The following is a 14,750-nucleotide window of genomic DNA, read 5'->3' as shown; positions in this document are numbered from 1 at the left end:
GTTTTTGTTTTGCAAGGGTCGAAACTTCGATTTGGCAAGCGGAGTTGGAAGGGGATGGAAATCGACGGGCAATGCCACTGCGGGCGGGTGACCTATCGGGCCGATATCGATCCCGCGAAAGTATCGATCTGTCACTGCACCGATTGTCAGAACCTGACGGGCTCACCGTACCGGGTCACGGTGATCTGCTCCGAAGCCCAGGTCCGCATGACGGGCGCGCCGGCGAAGATTTACGCGAAGACCGGCGACAACGGCCGCACGCGTTTCCAGCATTTTTGCGAGGGCTGTGGTTCCCCGCTGTTCACCAGCGGCGACGGCGGGCCGGACGATTGGGGCGTCCGCTGGGGCAGCATCCGCCAGCGCAATCAGATCAAGCCGGCGCGGCAAATCTGGTGCCGCTCGGCTGCGCCGTGGATCAACGATCTCAGGGAGTTGCCGGGCAGGCCGGGCGACTAGTGCGACCGGACACCCGAGCTATCCAACCCTTGCATCAAAGGGGGCCGCAGGGCTAAACAGGCGGCTCAAGGGCGGCTAGCTCAGCTGGTTAGAGCATCTCGTTTACACCGAGAGGGTCGGCGGTTCGAATCCGTCGCCGCCTACCAGCCTTCGCGCTGACGCGCTACGGCTCGGCAAGCCAGCCTTGGCGTCAGCGCGAAGGCTGTCGCGCCGAAGCTCGAAGAGCGAAGGCGGACTGATCGAAAGTTTCCGCGCACATGGACGCCCCCCAAGGCCACGAACAAAACGCTGACCAGGTCGCCTACTGGAATGGACCGGCCGGGCAACGCTGGGCCGCGCGGCAGGCGGAGCAGGACGTCGTGCTCGGGCCGGTCGCCGACCTAGTGATTGACCGGGCGAAGCTGAAGCCGGGCGAGCGCGTCATCGATATCGGCTGCGGCAGCGGCGCCACGACGATCGCGTTCGCGCGCGAGGTCGCGCCGTCAGGCCATGTGCTCGGCGTCGACATATCCGGCCCGATGCTGGAACGGGCGCGGCAGAGCGCGCCGAAGGATTTACCGGTCGACTTCGTTCTTGCCGACGCCACCGTCTATCCGTTTGAGCCCGCCAGTTTCGATGTGCTGGCTTCGCGGTTCGGCGTGATGTTCTTCGCCGATCCCGCGCTGTCGTTTGCCAACATGCGCAAAGCGCTGCGGCCCTCGGGCCGGCTGGCGTTCGCCTGCTGGCGCGAGCCGCGCGAAAATCCGTTCTTCATGGTGCCGCTGCAGGCCGCCTACAAGCACGTGCCGAAACTGCCGCAACAGGGGCCGGAAGATCCCGGGCCGTTTGCGTTCGCCTCGGAGGCGCGCGTCCGCCGCATTCTCGATGTGGCCGGCTTTACCGACGTCGAGATGGAGGCGTGTCCGCTGCTGCTGGATTCCGCGATCGGCCGCGGTCTCGAAGGCGCGGTGCAGGGCGCGCTGGAGATCGGTCCGGTGAGCCGCGCGCTGGAGGGCCAGCCGGAAGAACTCCGTAAGGCCGCCGCCAATTCGATCCGCGAAGCGCTGACGCCATTCGCCAAGGGCGATGCCGTGCTGTTGCCCGCGTCGGTGTGGATCGTGACTGCAAGGGCATCGTGATTCAAACGGCGCTCTCGCGCTACACCGTCATTGCGAGCGAAGCGAAGCAATCTATCTCGCTTGCGGGATGCATGGATTGCTTCGCTTCGCTCGCAACGACGGGGTGAGAGCCACGCTCTCTCCTCCCGGATCATGGCCAGACGCACGATGGTCTCGGCGGCCTTTTTCATGTCCTGGCGGCTGACCCATTCCAAATAACGCTGGATGGCCACCGCTACGCCACCAAATCGCCTGACGACTCACCGACGCTTGTTGCATCGGGCTGGCGGCGATGCGCATGGGTGCAGCAATGATGCGCTTGTCCGATCTGCATCTGACTCCGGCCCGGACCGGGTTGATTATCGTCGCAGCATTTCTGCTTTGCGCGATCGTCGTTCGAGTCATCACTGTGTCCGAACACAGCGAGATCCGCACGCACGCCACTCCTGAGAACGGCAGCCGAATACCCTTGGATGTTGGTGTCGCAGACCTTAGGGGATCGCTGCCTTAGATAGCTTGTTGGACGACAATGCGCGTCCGGCATGCAATGGACACGAGGAACGCTATTTGATCGTCGCCTGCACGGTAATTACCGACGTGCCGGAAGCCGTCGGCCCCTGACCCGTCGCTTTGATGGCAAAGCTATCGCTTCCCTTATATCTAGCCTTCGCCTTGTATTCGTACGTCGTTATGTTGAGCTTTTTCAACTTGCCGTGCGCCGGCTTTTTTAAGATATCCGAACTGGTCACCGTCCCGCGCATCGTGATTGGGAACTGGCAACTTTGCCCGGACGTGACGCTGATGTCGCCGGTCGAGTTCTCGCCCCAATCCGCTAATTCCACTAATTTTGGACAGTCAGAAGCGGCTAGCGCTGGAGACGCGGACATTGAGCCTGTGGCTCCAACGATAAGCGCAAAAGCGGCGACCTTGGACAACCGCATAGCCGGCTCCCTCATTTTCAAAATCGTGGCGTACCTGGCTTTTAACCACGTCGCCATCGCTCCCTTGCGCAAACGTTTGGCGTTTGTCGCAGGCATCGGCGGGATGGAGCGTCGCCGAACTCGCTACGCCCGTTCTTCCCAGATCATGGCCAGGTGCACAATCGTCTCCGCCGCCTTTTCCATGTCCTGGCGGCTGACCCATTCGAGCCGCGAATGAAAGGCGTGTTCGCCGGCGAAGATGTTGGGGCAGGGCAGGCCCATGAACGACAGCCGTGAGCCGTCGGTGCCGCCGCGGATCGAGCTGCGCACCGGTGTCAGGCCTGCGCGACGGATCGCCTCTATGGCGTAGTCGACGGTTTCGGGGTGGCGGTCGATGACCTGCTTCATGTTGCGGTATTGCGCCTTGACGTCCATCCGGTATGTCGAGCGCGGATAATCCTTCATCACCTCTTTGACGATGCTTTCGAGCAGCGCTTCCTTTTGCTGCAGCCCCTCGTCGGTGAAATCGCGCACGATGAAGCCGATGGTGGCTTTCTCAAGTGCGCCGGAAATGCCGATCGGATGCAAAAAACCTTCCTTGCCCTCGGTGGTCTCCGGCGAGCAGGTGTCCCTGGGCAGGCGGTCGACGATGGCGGCCGCGATCTTGATCGCGTGCTCCATCTTGCCTTTTGCAAAGCCGGGGTGGGTCGAGACACCCTCGATGGTGATGATGGCGCCGTCGGCCGAAAAGGTTTCGTCCTCGATATTCCCGGCGGTTTCGCCGTCCATCGTATAGGCGAAGTCGGCGCCGAGTTTCTTCAGGTCGGCCTTGTCGACGCCGCGGCCGATCTCCTCGTCGGGCGTGAACAGGATTTTGATGGTGCCGTGCCGGATGTGCGGATTTTGAATCAAAAACCGCGCCGCATCCATGATCTCGGCGAGGCCGGCCTTGTTGTCGGCGCCCAGCAGCGTGGTGCCGTCGGTGGTGATGATGTCGTGGCCGATCTGGTCGGCGAGCGCGGGGTGATCGGCGGTGCGGATCACCTGCGTGGGATCGGCCGGCAGCACGATGTCGCCGCCGCGATAATTCTTCACGACCTGCGGCTTGACGTTGGCACCGGTGCAATCAGGAGAAGTGTCCATGTGCGAGCAGAAGCAGATCACCGGTACCTTTTTGTCGGTATTGGCCGGGATCGTCGCATAGACATAGCCGTGCTCGTCGAGATGGGCGTCTGCGAGCCCGATCGCCTGCAACTCGGACGCCAGCAGGCGGCCCAGATTCTTCTGCTTCTCGGTGGAAGGGCAGGTCGGCGACGTCGGATCGGACTGGGTGTCGATCACGACATAGCGCAGGAAGCGCTCGGTGACATCGTGGGTGAAGGCGAGGGGGGAGGCCGGCATGACGATCCGAAAAGCTGGGGCAAGGGAAGCGCTCTATAACAGAAAAGCGCCATTCCGGGTCCCCCGCCGGAATGGCGCTTCTGGTCGGATCAGGAGGGCGCGTCGGATCACACGGCTTCCTTGAGTTCCTTGGCCGCGCGGAAGGCGACCTTCTTGCTGGCCTTGATCGGGAGCGGTTCGCCGGTGGCGGGGTTGCGGCCCATGCGGGCGGCGCGCTTGCGGACCTGGAGGATGCCGAGCCCCACGATACGGACCCGCTCGCCCTTCTTCAGGTGTTTTGCGATCTTGCCGACCATGTCGGTCAGGATCGCCTCGGCGGCTTTCTTCGACAAATCATGCTCCTCGGCCAGCGCTGCGGCCAGATGCTTGAGTGTGATGGTGGCTGGAGTCGCTGCTTTCTTCGCCATATCTGGCCCTCCTCGTTGGTTGAATGGCTTTCAAGCGCGTTTGTGAAACCGGTCCGCGCCGGGAAAATGCCTTGCGTGGTGACTTGAAACCCCGGGGATACGGTGCGACCAGAGTGGGAGGGTTTCAAGAAACCCAGACGTATCAGGCCTTAAACGATTCGGGCGATAGCTGCCTGCGCTGTTTTGCCCGGAAACAGGCCATTATTTGCATCGGAATCGCAGAAACGCCCGTCTGACGGGGGGATTCGCAACGTCCTTGACTAAGCGGTAGCGGCCCTTTATGCCCTCGGTTCTGCGCGGATCAGAATATGATTGCGGCATCCGCGGGAGTAGCTCAGTTGGTTAGAGCGCCGCCCTGTCACGGCGGAGGCCGCGGGTTCGAGTCCCGTCTCTCGCGCCATTTATCAATGGCTTAGCTGGTTCCCGTTTTTGGAAAAGTATTTTCATAGGCTCCGCGGAAATACTTTTGGCCGGGTTTTGTTCTATTGAATCCCCGACCTTTCGGTTTACAAGACCCGTAGTGCGATTTGTGCCAGCACTTTTCCCCGTCCGGGCCTGGCGGGTTTTGGCCCGAACTGTCAGGTAGCGCTGCCGAACCACCGCATCTAATGATCGATGGATGAGGCGCCCGTTAGTTGCCGACATAAATCGGCAGACGACCTTCCGCCTCGGCTTTGCGGCCCTCCAGAAAGTCGTTCGTGCGATATAGCGCGCCATATTGTGCATCGAGTTCGCGGTAGGCTGCGTTCTCTGCCCCATCTATCGCGAGGTGCGCTGATGCGAGCGTCGTTCGGATGCCGAGCGGCGCGCAGCCAGCGACCCGTTCCGCGATCTCGATACCAAGAGCAAGCGCCTTCTCGCGGTCAGGCGCGATCTCCTGAACGACCCCAATGCGGTGCGCTTCGTCCGCTCCCCAATGGTCGCCGGTCAGCATGTATCTCATCGCGTTCGCCCAGCCTGCCTCGCGGACGAACCTCACCGTCGCACCACCACCCGGAAAGCGGCCATGAGTGTTTTCATCCTGGCCGAATCGAGCATCGGCGGCAGCGATCCGGATATCCGCGGTGAGCAGGAGTTCATGCCCCATGTTCCATGTATCGCCATGCGCGACCACAATCAGCGGCTTGCTCAGGCGCTTGATCTTTCCGAGCGGATCCAGCTCTCCTTCGACGAGTGCGGTCGGCTTTCCAGTCTTGGCAAGCTCCGTGAATGCGTCGACATCAACGCCGCGCGAGAAGTTTTCGCCCTGCCCAAAAAGGACGGCCGCTCTCAGCGAACTATCGTGATCGTAGTCGTAATAGACTTTTGCAAGAGCATGATATGCCTCGGGGTCAATACGATTGTGAATGTAAGGTCGGTTGATCCCGATCAGAAGGATACGTCCTCGACGTTCGATCGTAATCTTAGCGCCGCTTTCGGTGCATCCATCGTCCATTGTCGTGTCCTTTAACTTCACGTTGAGCGCGGTAAATCAACAAGGCGAACGGCCCCGGGCGCACTTTAACCGGGGCCGCCCACTCCCCGCTGGGGCTTGGGGGCTATAAAGCCGGAAGCGCGGATTCGACTCTTCGGGGAACTTCAGGTTCCATGCCCATCCTGATTTCAGTTCCCGAGCGTCCTAGTTAAGGACAGCACCGACTGTGCGGTGCCGTCCGTATTCGATCCCCGGTGTCGTGGTTTGATTTTAGGGGGTGTCCTAATTTTGCGGCTGGCGTGATAGCGTGTGGGTGTAGCCGAAAGAGGTCGACGATGAGGGCAAAATCGCTGTCAGGGTCTTTTGGGATTATTGCGGTCATACTTGCCGCAACCAGCTTCGGTGTCAGCGCTGGCGACGATTCTGCGCGTGGCCGATCAAACGATGTCATCAAATCACGACCCGCCACGGCTTCGAATAATGCTCAGAAGTATCGGCCGAAGCGCGGGTGCTTTGCGACGGGAACTCGGGATACATCCGGTCATTCCCAAATGGTTTGCTGATGAGTGTAGAGGCCGCCTCAGTTGGCGGCCCTCCGGAACAGTGAAATACTTTTCGCCATTTTAATCACTTCCCGGCCTCTGTGAGCAGCAGCGGACGGCCCGCCACGAACCATTCACCGCCGGTCCGATAGGCCGAGAACAACTGCCCCTCCAAACCGTGCAACAGGGGCCGGGATGTCGCGTACTCACAATTCATATTCAGATGCGCGATACACTCGCCTGCACGCGTACCGCCAAATGATTACCTACGGATTGTATCTGCGATTGCCACTCTTCCCCAATTATTCTCCAATTATAGTGCCTAGCGCTTGAGATGGAGCGGCCCAGGGGATGCCTCTGACTAATGGTGCAGGGTCTTTTCATGAGGGTTTCGCGGAAGGGGCGTTCCGTTCCAATGATCAGGCCGTCGCGCATTCGCAACTGACTGCCTTCATGCAATGGTGCGAGGTCCGGACGGGACAGCACCTGCCTGATCATGCTGCGATGGACCGCTTCTCGGTTGAGGACTTCCGCCGCTTTTGGCGCCTCTTCCTGGAGTGGTCCGACCTGCCCTGGCACGGCGGGGTCGAGCCGGTCTGCGTCGGCGATGCCTGCGAGACCGCGCGCTTCTTCCCAGATCTTCGTCTCAACTACGCCGAATGCCTCCTCACCGGCAGTCCCGGCCAGTCGGTCTTGACGGCCTGCCATGCTAACGGCAGCCGCGACCGGCTCACGCGGGGCGCTCTGCGCTGCACGGTTGCCCGGTTGGCGAAGTCGCTGCAGCAGCTCGGTGTGCGCCCCGGCGATCACGTCGTGGCGATCGCACGCAACAACGCCGAGGCGGCCATTGCCTGCCTGGCCACCACGGCCATTGGTGCGACTTTCGCTAGCTGCGCGCCGGACATGGGTGTGCCTGCGATCCTCCTGCGCTTCGCCCCTCTGGAGCCTGTGGTGCTCTTCGGTTGCCTCAGAGCTGAGCCATGGGATCCGGGCGTCCCCGTCTCCGAGCGCGTCGTCGGAGCGGCGGCCGGCCTGCCGGGCCTTACCGCGATAATTGCTCTGGACGACGGCTCGCTTCCCGCCGGCGAGATCATGGTGCCTCTGCACAGGCTTAACGATCTGATCCGCGATGACGACACCGACAAGGACCCACCCGGCTGGCCGCGCTATCCGTTCAACCAGCCGCTGTTTACCATGTTCTCCTCCGGCACCACGGGCGCGCCAAAATGCATCCAGCATGGCGCCGGCGGCACCCTGCTGGAGCATGTGAAAGAGCACCGGTTGCACTGTGATCTCGGGCCGGGCGACAAGCTGTTCTTTCAGACCTCCTGCGGTTGGATGATGTGGAACTGGCAGCTCTCCGCGCTCGCCTCCGGCGTGGAGATTGTCCTCTACGATGGGCCGCTCGGGGCGCCAGACACGTTCTGGCGGATCGTCGCCGAGGAGCGCGTGACCGTCTTCGGCACCAATCCTGCCTATCTGCACTTCTGCGAGCAGAAAGACTCTTCCCCGGGTCGGATGTTCGACCTTTCAGCCCTGCGGGCTATGCTTTCCACCGGTTCCACCCTGTATCCCCGCCAGTACGACTGGGTCCGCGGCGAAGTGAAAGCGGCGATGCCGCTGCAGTCGATCTCGGGCGGCACCGACATCATCGGCTGCTTTGTCCTGGGCAATCCGGACCTGCCCGTCCATCGCGGCGAGGCACAGTGCCGCAGCCTCGGCCTCGATGTCCGCTCGCTCCCGCCGCCTCACGATCCGGAGGCGCGCATCGGCGAGCTCGTCTGCGGCAACCCTTTTCCCTCGCGCCCCCTTGGCTTTCACGGTGATGTCGACGGCACGCGCTTTCATGCCGCCTACTTCGCCCAGAACCCCGGCCTCTGGACGCATGGCGATCTGATCGAAGCCACGCCCCATGGCGGTTGGCGGTTGCATGGCCGTTCCGACGGAGTTCTCAATGTGCGCGGCATCCGCACAGGCACCGGGGAGATCTACCGCATCCTCGATTGTATCGAGGACGTCCTCGAGGCTATTGCGGTCGAACAGCAAGCAGAAGAGGAGCCAGGCGGCACACGCATGGTTCTCTTGCTCGTGCTGCGCGAAGGTCTGGTACTCAACGACAAGATGGTGAATCACATCCGCTCGGAGCTTGCGCGGTGCGGCTCGCCGGCCTTCGTGCCGGCGCGTATTGCACAAGTCGAGGCGCTTCCTGTCACCTTCAACGGCAAGCGGTCCGAAGCCGCGGCGCGGGACGCGGTGAATGGCCGCCCTGTACGAAATCGCGACGCTCTGCTGAACCCGGAATGCCTTGATGCCATTGCCAAGCATCCGGTTCTCCGCGTGCCTCCGGCTGTCAGGGGGGCGCGGGGGCCACCGCCAGGCCGTGGGGCGATCCCGGACCCTGACCGGCTACGGCAGGACCTGCAGGCGATCTGCGAACGCGTGCTGGGCGTTGCGCCCATCGGCTGGTCCGATAATCTTCTTGGCTTCGGTGCGGACTCGCTCACAGTGGTGAGCCTGTTGCTCGAGATCGAGAGCTATGCCGGGTATCCCGTGCCCCTCTCGGCCTTTCTGGCGGCGCCCTCGATCGAAGGCCTGATCACGGTCCTCTCCGTCGGCGAGGAGGCAGTGACGGCGCAGCAGTTTAGTCAGTCCGGCCCGCGTCTCCGTGCCGTGGGTCCGGACGACCGAGAGCCGATCTGCCGCTTCCTTGAGGAATCCTTCCGCGAGTCGGGCATCAATGCCGCGACATGGCGTCGGCTGTTCGACCATGAGTGGTCCGATCACGGGCGCGGCTTCATACTCCTTGACGGCGACGCAATCGCTGGGTTCATCGGGGCTGTTACCGCCCGGCGGCAGGTGAACGGTGAGGCCGTGCTCGTCTGCAATCTGTCCTCCTGGGTCGTACACGCGCAATACCGCGGCTGGGGCATGGCCCTGCTTGCCTCGCTGCTGGAGGAGGAGGGCCTCACCTATACGTGCTTCACCCCACAGCCGACATCTTGGGCTGCCCTGATGGCGCAGCGTTTCAAGCCGCTGGAGTCGCACAGGATCGCCATGCCGCCATTGCTACAGGCCGAGACGCTGTTCGGGCCGAACCGGCCGGTCATCAGCTTCGATCCGGCTGTGATCCGCGAGAGGTTGACCGGCGAACAACGACAGATCTTCGACGATCACGCAACGTATGACGCCCTGCAGCTCACCGTCAGCGACGGGGCCGACTATGCCTATCTCGTGGTAAAGCGCCGCATTCACCGTGTTGCGGCGAGCCGACTGGGAGGACTGGCGCGAGTTCTGCCGCTGGGAATCCCCTATTCGGACATCCTGCATTGTAGTGCACCGGAGCTGCTGTTGCGGCATCTCGAGCGCGTCAAGCTAGCGATCCTGCGGCGACAGCGGACGGCGGCGCTCGTCGGGGAGGCGCGGCTGTTTCCGGTCCAGCCACGAGGTGTGATGCTCTCGCTGCGCGCCTGTTACCGTTCCCCGCAACTCGCGGCCGGCGACCTCGACAGGCTGTATTCGGAAATCGTGCTGCTGCCCATCTGATAGGGTCGTCAACCTCTTCTTGCACGCAGTGTGTGTCCGAGGAGATTTCAAATGGTCGCCGAGTAAGGGCGCTGCGCCATTTTTCAATGGCTTGATACCGATTTCTTCACGACCGGCCGCAAACAAAAAGGCCACCCGAAGGCGGCCGTTTTTATTCCAATAAAATCGATACCGCTAACGGACCGTCGAGGTGTTCGAGCTGGTGACGACCACCGCCTTGCCGGCCTTCACGACCTGCGCCGTCTGGCTGTAATCCGCACCGGTCCGGGCGGAAATGCCGAAAGCTGCCACCGCGATCCCCGCCACGAGCGCGACAACCACGATCTTCAGGTGGGTACTGCGATCCGCTGAGTGAATTGAGTGGTTCATGTGATGCCTCCCGGACGCCTTCCGCGTCCCTGCTGTGAGAGAGGTACGCCCTGTGTGTTTCAGGATCGTTTCGCCGTTTCGGCAAAATGGTTTCATTCGGCCGGTATTTCGCCTGTTTTCTGCCAAATCATCCGTGATGTAGATCACATACAGATCCTAACCCACAGCGATGCGGGCCGCGGGGACGCGGGCCGGTATCAAAACAACAATAAAAACAAAGGAGGAAGCGCCGGCGGCGAGCCGGCCGGTCAGCTCGCCCGCTGAATGTCGGCGCGTATCGACCGTGCCGCCCAGATGAACAAAAGGGCGCCGAGCGTGGTCGTGACCGCAGCCGACAGCAGCGAATACCGCACGGCCTGCGCGCCATAGTCATTCTTCAGCGCGTCGTTGAGCATGCCGACCGCGAGCGGGCCGACGCCCTGGCCGAATCCGGCGGCTGTCAGCAGCATGATGGCGGAAGCCAGCGCCCGCATGCTCGGCTTGGCGACGGTTTGCGCGATTGCAAAGATCGGGCCGAGATGAAAGCCGACCAGGAGCGAGGTGGCGGCCAGTGTCGCCACCATCGTGGTGAAGTCCGGTGTCAGCATGCAAAGCGCAAACACCGGTCCCGCGAGGCCTGACGTGATCGCGGGTGCCCACAGCTTCCAGCGATCGTCGCGGCGGCTGATCTGGGCCACCATGAATCCGCCGAGCAGCGTGCCGGCGATGCCGCACAGCCCCTTGAAGGTGCCGGCATAGGTGCCGATTTCGGCGCTGGAGAGATGGTGCACCCGCGCCAGGAACGGCGGAATCCAGGCCGAGGTCGCGTAGTTGGTGTAGGTGGTGAGACAAAAGCCCGCGAGCAAAATGACAAACGTTCGCTGCGAGGCGAGGAAGCCGAGCGTCGGCCTGATCGGCTCCGGCGTGAACGTCTCCGCCATCGCCCCGCGCTTCGGCTCGGAGATCGTCAGCCACAGCACCGCGGCGAGCGCGATGCCGGGCAGGCCGGCGACATAGAACGCCATCCGCCAGCCGTAGTACTGGTTGATATAGCCGCCGATGAAATAGCCGAGGAATACGCCGAGATAAGTGCCGATGGCGTAGACGCCGAGCGCGCGCGGGCGTTCGTTCTTGCTGAAGAGATCGGCAATGATCGACTGCGAGGCGGGCGTGCCGCCGGATTCGCCGATGCCGACGCCGATGCGCGCGAGCGCCAGCGTCGTCACGCTGTGCGCCATGCCGCAGAACACCGTCATCGCGCTCCAGAACGCCAGCGCAACGGCCACGATGTTGCGGCGGTTGAAGCGGTCGGCGAGGCGCGCGATCGGGATGCCGAGCAGCGAATAGAACAGCACGAAGCCGAAGCCTGCCAGCAGGCCCATCGTGGTGTCGCTGAGCGCAAACTCCTTTTTGATCGGCTCGATCAGGACGTTGAAGATGGTGCGGTCGAGGAAGTTCAGCGCATAGATGCCGGTCAACAGCGCGAGCACGTAATAGCGCCGGATCGAGGGCCTTGCGGCGGCCTCCGCTTGAACAGTCGCCTGCGGCGCGAGATCGACCATGCTTTCCCCCTGGATGTTGTCTTTTGCCGAACGTGCCGGCTCACGCCTCGCGAATGAAATTCCCCGCCTCGAATTCAACCGGCGGCGCGTTTGAATCAAAGGAGACGCCGATCGGATCGCGGCCCGCGGCCAAAGCTTCCAGCTGATCGCCCAGCATCCGCCGGATCATCAGGATGCCGCGGTCGCTCTGGCCGAAATGCTCTTCTGAGTGCAGCGTCACCGGGCCCTGGCCGACCTGCGCCTCGTAGTCGCCCGGGAATTGCTGGTGCTCCTGTTCGGTCATGTCCCACCAGAACTTGCCGTTGAATTTTGAGCGCATCCGCCCGATGTCGCCCGAATTCTTCACCCGGCCGGCGACATAGATGCGGAACGACGTGTCGTCGATCGGCAGCGTCCAGCCGATCGATTCGACGCGGGCGAATTGCGCGACGCGCGGATTGGGCACCACGCGCAGCGTGGGGAGGGCGGCTTCCGTCACCCGATAAAACACCTTGCCGTCGTCCTGACGTCGGATCGAGCGCACGATGACGCCGCGCGGCGACATCTCGAACTTCACCTCCGGCATCGAGGCCATCATGTTGGTGAATTGCGGCCCCGAGAACGAGCCGTGCAGCACCGGGACGTGGTAGGGGTCGACCACGTTTTCGAAATGCTGCAGCCAGTTGCAGGGGATGACGGCGGGGCCGCCGCCACCGATGGAAGAGTCATCGGCCTCGACGAACTCGCCATCGTCCATGTTTTCCAGGCATTCGTAGCGCGGCAGGGCCGGCCGCTTCTCGGCGGGCCCGAGGTAGGCGAAGATCAGGCCGTAGCGTTCCTGCAGGGGATACCAGGGCTGGCGCACCTTGTCCTTGAACAGGCCGCCTTCGGGCTCGCAGGGTTGTTCGAGGCAACGGCCCTCGGTGTCGAACTTCCAGCCGTGATAGCAGCAGCGGATGCCGTCTTCCTCGACCTTGCCGTAATAGAGCGTGGTGCCGCGATGGCAGCAGCGGGCGTGCAGCAGGCCGACTCGGGCGTGCCTGTCGCGAAACAGCACCAGGTCCTCGCCGAGCACGCGTAGTTTTCTGGGGATATCGGTAGCGTCGGCAACAAGTCCGACGGGGTGCCAGTAGCGCCGCAGCAGTTCGCCCATCGGCGTGCCGCGGCCGACCGAGGTCAGTTCGGTCCGCGTGGTGGACGGCTTCATGGCATAGCCGGTCCCGAGATCGCGATCCCGCTGCGTAATGTTCATGCCGTTTCCTCCCGCCGCGGCTTTTGGCGCCGCGGTCGTATGGAAGTTTAGTGAAATGCAAATAGATGACAATGTCAACGATCGTCATATCGTATCGGTCGATTGTCTTGTTCGATCGCCATCGCCGGCGAGCTTGGCACCGGCCTACTTTGTTGGCAGAGGTTTGCTATGAACCAGAAACCGGGAAAGCAGGCCGCGCCGCCGCCCGCTGCGGCTGAGGAGCTGGCGCCGATCACCGCGATGATGTCGTCGCGGCTGATGGTGCTGGCCAATCTGCTCAAGCGCGGCGCGATCCTGCGCTACAAGCGGCTGGCGGGGCTGTCCTCGGTGGAGTTCGGTCTGGTGGCCTCGCTGGGGCGGCGGCCGCCGATGAGCGTCATCAGGCTCGCGGAAGCGGTCGGCATGGACAAGGGGCAGATCAGCCGCGCACTGGCGGAACTGGTCACGCGGAAGCTGGTCGCCAAGGAGGTCAATCCGCGGGACAACCGCGAGACGCTGGTTTGCCTGACCAAGGCGGGCCTGGCGGCGCATGACACCATTGTGGCAGGCGCGCAGGAGCGCAACCGGCGGCTCCTGGAACAGCTGGGCAAGGACGAGCTCGAGGTACTGCTGGGGCAGATCGACCGCCTGACGGACACGGCCGCCCAGATGCTCGCAGATGAAAAGGATTTGAACTGAAATTCGGCACCTTGCGGCCCGGCGCGCGTTGGTCGGGCGAGGCCGGAACGCAACACTTTTTCGGGTTCTGCGGATGCGTCAAACGCAGGCATTACCCTCAAGCCGGCTTGTCTTGCGCCCTCTGTTGCGCTGCGCTAAGCCAAGAATAATTCCAATCAACGAATCTGCGGCCAAATCCGCAGGAAAAGGCACCGCCGATGACCGGCATCCTGCAGAATTACCTTCCACTTGTCGTGTTTATCGGGGTGGCGAGCCTGATCGGTCTGGCGCTCCTGATCGCTCCGTTCCTGGTCGCGTTCCAGCAGCCGGATCCGGAAAAGCTCTCCGCCTATGAATGCGGATTCAACGCATTCGACGACGCCCGTATGAAGTTCGACGTCCGCTTCTATCTGGTCGCGATCCTCTTCATCATCTTCGACCTCGAAGTGGCGTTCCTGTTCCCGTGGGCGGTCGCCTTCGGCAAGCTCGGCGCCACCGGCTTCTGGTCGATGATGGTGTTCCTCGCCGTCCTCACGGTCGGCTTTGCTTATGAGTGGAAGAAAGGCGCGCTGGAATGGGACTGAGCCCGACAGCAACAGGCTCTTCGCCCGCGATCGCGCAGGCGCCGAAGGGCATTCTCGATCCCGCTACCGGCAGGCCGGTCGGCGCCAATGATCCGTTCTTCCTCGAGGTCAACCACGAGCTTTCGGACAAGGGCTTCTTCGTCGCCGCCGCCGACGACCTGATCACCTGGGCGCGGACGGGATCCCTGATGTGGATGACGTTCGGCCTTGCCTGCTGCGCGGTCGAGATGATGCAGGTGTCGATGCCGCGCTACGACGTCGAGCGCTTCGGCTTCGCCCCGCGCGCTTCGCCGCGGCAGTCCGACGTCATGATCGTGGCGGGCACGCTGACCAACAAGATGGCGCCGGCGCTGCGCAAGGTCTACGACCAGATGCCTGAGCCGCGCTACGTGATCTCGATGGGGTCGTGCGCCAATGGCGGCGGCTACTATCACTATTCCTACTCGGTGGTGCGCGGCTGCGACCGCATCGTGCCGATCGACATCTACGTGCCCGGATGCCCGCCGACGGCGGAGGCGCTGCTCTACGGCATATTGCTGCTGCAGAAGAAGATCCGGCGCATCGGGACCATCGAACGCTAAGGTTTAG

15 protein-coding genes and 2 tRNA genes are annotated in these 14,750 nt (G+C 62.7%); 10 read left to right on the top strand and 7 right to left on the bottom strand.

Annotated features, from left to right (window positions below):
* The first annotated feature begins 54 nt into the window (after nt 1-54).
* From V1286_RS17215 to V1286_RS17200, 4 genes are all read left to right on the top strand, one after another.
* Nucleotides 55-456 carry a GFA family protein gene (locus V1286_RS17215; RefSeq protein ID WP_334481183.1) on the top strand — a complete coding sequence of 134 codons (402 nt, stop codon included), beginning with the start codon at nt 55-57 and terminating at the stop codon, nt 454-456.
* 69 nt (nt 457-525) lie between these two features.
* Nucleotides 526-602, top strand: a tRNA-Val gene (locus V1286_RS17210).
* Nucleotides 603-713: 111 nt separating this feature from the next.
* A complete protein-coding gene (locus tag V1286_RS17205; RefSeq protein WP_334481182.1) occupies nt 714-1,574 on the top strand; it encodes a class I SAM-dependent methyltransferase in 861 nt (286 codons plus the stop codon).
* A 277-nt stretch (nt 1,575-1,851) separates the two neighbouring features.
* Nucleotides 1,852-2,064, top strand: a complete 213-nt coding sequence (locus tag V1286_RS17200) for a hypothetical protein (RefSeq protein ID WP_334481180.1) — start codon at nt 1,852-1,854, stop codon at nt 2,062-2,064.
* A gap of 52 nt (nt 2,065-2,116) precedes the next feature.
* Here the strand turns inward: V1286_RS17200 and V1286_RS17195 are convergent, their stop codons facing one another.
* The 3 genes from V1286_RS17195 to V1286_RS17185 all read right to left on the bottom strand — a co-directional run bounded on the left by V1286_RS17195 (nt 2,117) and on the right by V1286_RS17185 (nt 4,281).
* Nucleotides 2,117-2,494, bottom strand: coding sequence for a hypothetical protein (locus V1286_RS17195; protein ID WP_334481178.1), 378 nt, complete (start codon nt 2,492-2,494; stop codon nt 2,117-2,119).
* A gap of 123 nt (nt 2,495-2,617) precedes the next feature.
* Entirely contained in the window at nt 2,618-3,874 is a 1,257-nt protein-coding gene (pepT, locus tag V1286_RS17190) for a peptidase T (RefSeq protein WP_334481176.1), read from the bottom strand.
* Between the two features lie 107 nt (nt 3,875-3,981).
* Complete coding sequence (locus V1286_RS17185) at nt 3,982-4,281, bottom strand: HU family DNA-binding protein (RefSeq protein ID WP_334481175.1); 300 nt, start codon at nt 4,279-4,281, stop codon at nt 3,982-3,984.
* Between the two features lie 323 nt (nt 4,282-4,604).
* Here V1286_RS17185 and V1286_RS17180 point away from each other — a divergent pair.
* A tRNA-Asp gene (locus tag V1286_RS17180) sits at nt 4,605-4,681 on the top strand.
* Nucleotides 4,682-4,912: 231 nt separating this feature from the next.
* On the opposite strand, the gene V1286_RS17175 is transcribed toward V1286_RS17180, so the two are convergent.
* Nucleotides 4,913-5,716 (bottom strand): enoyl-CoA hydratase-related protein, encoded by an 804-nt coding sequence (locus V1286_RS17175; RefSeq protein WP_334481173.1) that lies wholly within the window; start codon nt 5,714-5,716, stop codon nt 4,913-4,915.
* 872 nt (nt 5,717-6,588) lie between these two features.
* On the opposite strand from V1286_RS17175, the gene V1286_RS17170 reads away from it, so the two are divergent.
* A complete protein-coding gene (locus V1286_RS17170) occupies nt 6,589-9,780 on the top strand; it encodes an acetoacetate--CoA ligase (RefSeq protein ID WP_334481171.1) in 3,192 nt (1,063 codons plus the stop codon).
* Between the two features lie 174 nt (nt 9,781-9,954).
* Here the strand turns inward: V1286_RS17170 and V1286_RS17165 are convergent, their stop codons facing one another.
* A complete protein-coding gene (locus V1286_RS17165) occupies nt 9,955-10,149 on the bottom strand; it encodes a hypothetical protein (protein WP_108516300.1) in 195 nt (64 codons plus the stop codon).
* A gap of 54 nt (nt 10,150-10,203) precedes the next feature.
* Here V1286_RS17165 and V1286_RS17160 point away from each other — a divergent pair, with 54 nt between their 5' ends.
* On the top strand, nt 10,204-10,413 hold the full coding sequence (locus V1286_RS17160; protein WP_334481168.1) for a hypothetical protein: 210 nt from the start codon (nt 10,204-10,206) through the stop codon (nt 10,411-10,413).
* Here V1286_RS17160 and V1286_RS17155 read toward each other — a convergent pair.
* Together V1286_RS17155 and V1286_RS17150 are read right to left on the bottom strand one after the other, a co-directional pair.
* Nucleotides 10,398-11,690, bottom strand: coding sequence for a spinster family MFS transporter (locus V1286_RS17155; RefSeq protein ID WP_334481166.1), 1,293 nt, complete (start codon nt 11,688-11,690; stop codon nt 10,398-10,400). The two genes, V1286_RS17160 and V1286_RS17155, sit on opposite strands and share 16 nt — an antisense overlap.
* Nucleotides 11,691-11,730: 40 nt before the next feature.
* The gene (locus tag V1286_RS17150; protein ID WP_334481165.1) at nt 11,731-12,921 is read right to left on the bottom strand and encodes an aromatic ring-hydroxylating dioxygenase subunit alpha; all 1,191 of its coding nucleotides are present in this window, start codon (nt 12,919-12,921) and stop codon (nt 11,731-11,733) included.
* Between the two features lie 168 nt (nt 12,922-13,089).
* Between V1286_RS17150 and V1286_RS17145 the strand changes: the two genes are divergently transcribed.
* From V1286_RS17145 to V1286_RS17135, 3 genes are all read left to right on the top strand, one after another.
* Nucleotides 13,090-13,599 (top strand): MarR family winged helix-turn-helix transcriptional regulator, encoded by a 510-nt coding sequence (locus V1286_RS17145; RefSeq protein WP_108516296.1) that lies wholly within the window; start codon nt 13,090-13,092, stop codon nt 13,597-13,599.
* Nucleotides 13,600-13,796: 197 nt separating this feature from the next.
* On the top strand, nt 13,797-14,162 hold the full coding sequence (locus V1286_RS17140) for an NADH-quinone oxidoreductase subunit A (protein ID WP_057856661.1): 366 nt from the start codon (nt 13,797-13,799) through the stop codon (nt 14,160-14,162).
* Nucleotides 14,153-14,743: a NuoB/complex I 20 kDa subunit family protein gene (locus V1286_RS17135; protein ID WP_417021152.1), complete on the top strand. Its 591-nt coding sequence runs from the start codon at nt 14,153-14,155 to the stop codon at nt 14,741-14,743. Before V1286_RS17140 ends, V1286_RS17135 begins: the two co-directional genes overlap by 10 nt.
* Nucleotides 14,744-14,750 lie beyond the last annotated feature (7 nt).

The sequence above is a fragment of the Bradyrhizobium algeriense genome (assembly GCF_036924595.1).
Taxonomy (GTDB): Bacteria; Pseudomonadota; Alphaproteobacteria; order Rhizobiales; family Xanthobacteraceae; genus Bradyrhizobium; species Bradyrhizobium algeriense.
The sequence above is the reverse complement of the archived record's forward strand: the minus strand, read 5'-3'. Positions and strand labels throughout refer to the sequence as shown.

Excerpts from the sequence above, each read along its gene's own strand:
- V1286_RS17175 (WP_334481173.1), bottom strand. The coding sequence starts at position 5,716 with ATGGACGATGGATGCACCGAAAGCGGCGCTAAGATTACGATCGAACGT.
- V1286_RS17185 (WP_334481175.1), bottom strand. The coding sequence starts at position 4,281 with ATGGCGAAGAAAGCAGCGACTCCAGCCACCATCACACTCAAGCATCTG.
- V1286_RS17150 (WP_334481165.1), bottom strand. The coding sequence starts at position 12,921 with ATGAACATTACGCAGCGGGATCGCGATCTCGGGACCGGCTATGCCATG.
- V1286_RS17215 (WP_334481183.1), top strand. The coding sequence starts at position 55 with ATGGAAATCGACGGGCAATGCCACTGCGGGCGGGTGACCTATCGGGCC.
- V1286_RS17165 (WP_108516300.1), bottom strand. The coding sequence starts at position 10,149 with ATGAACCACTCAATTCACTCAGCGGATCGCAGTACCCACCTGAAGATC.
- V1286_RS17140 (WP_057856661.1), top strand. The coding sequence starts at position 13,797 with ATGACCGGCATCCTGCAGAATTACCTTCCACTTGTCGTGTTTATCGGG.
- V1286_RS17200 (WP_334481180.1), top strand. The coding sequence starts at position 1,852 with ATGGGTGCAGCAATGATGCGCTTGTCCGATCTGCATCTGACTCCGGCC.
- pepT (WP_334481176.1), bottom strand. The coding sequence starts at position 3,874 with ATGCCGGCCTCCCCCCTCGCCTTCACCCACGATGTCACCGAGCGCTTC.
- V1286_RS17195 (WP_334481178.1), bottom strand. The coding sequence starts at position 2,494 with ATGCGGTTGTCCAAGGTCGCCGCTTTTGCGCTTATCGTTGGAGCCACA.
- V1286_RS17145 (WP_108516296.1), top strand. The coding sequence starts at position 13,090 with ATGAACCAGAAACCGGGAAAGCAGGCCGCGCCGCCGCCCGCTGCGGCT.
- V1286_RS17170 (WP_334481171.1), top strand. The coding sequence starts at position 6,589 with ATGCCTCTGACTAATGGTGCAGGGTCTTTTCATGAGGGTTTCGCGGAA.
- V1286_RS17135 (WP_417021152.1), top strand. The coding sequence starts at position 14,153 with ATGGGACTGAGCCCGACAGCAACAGGCTCTTCGCCCGCGATCGCGCAG.
- V1286_RS17155 (WP_334481166.1), bottom strand. The coding sequence starts at position 11,690 with ATGGTCGATCTCGCGCCGCAGGCGACTGTTCAAGCGGAGGCCGCCGCA.
- V1286_RS17205 (WP_334481182.1), top strand. The coding sequence starts at position 714 with ATGGACGCCCCCCAAGGCCACGAACAAAACGCTGACCAGGTCGCCTAC.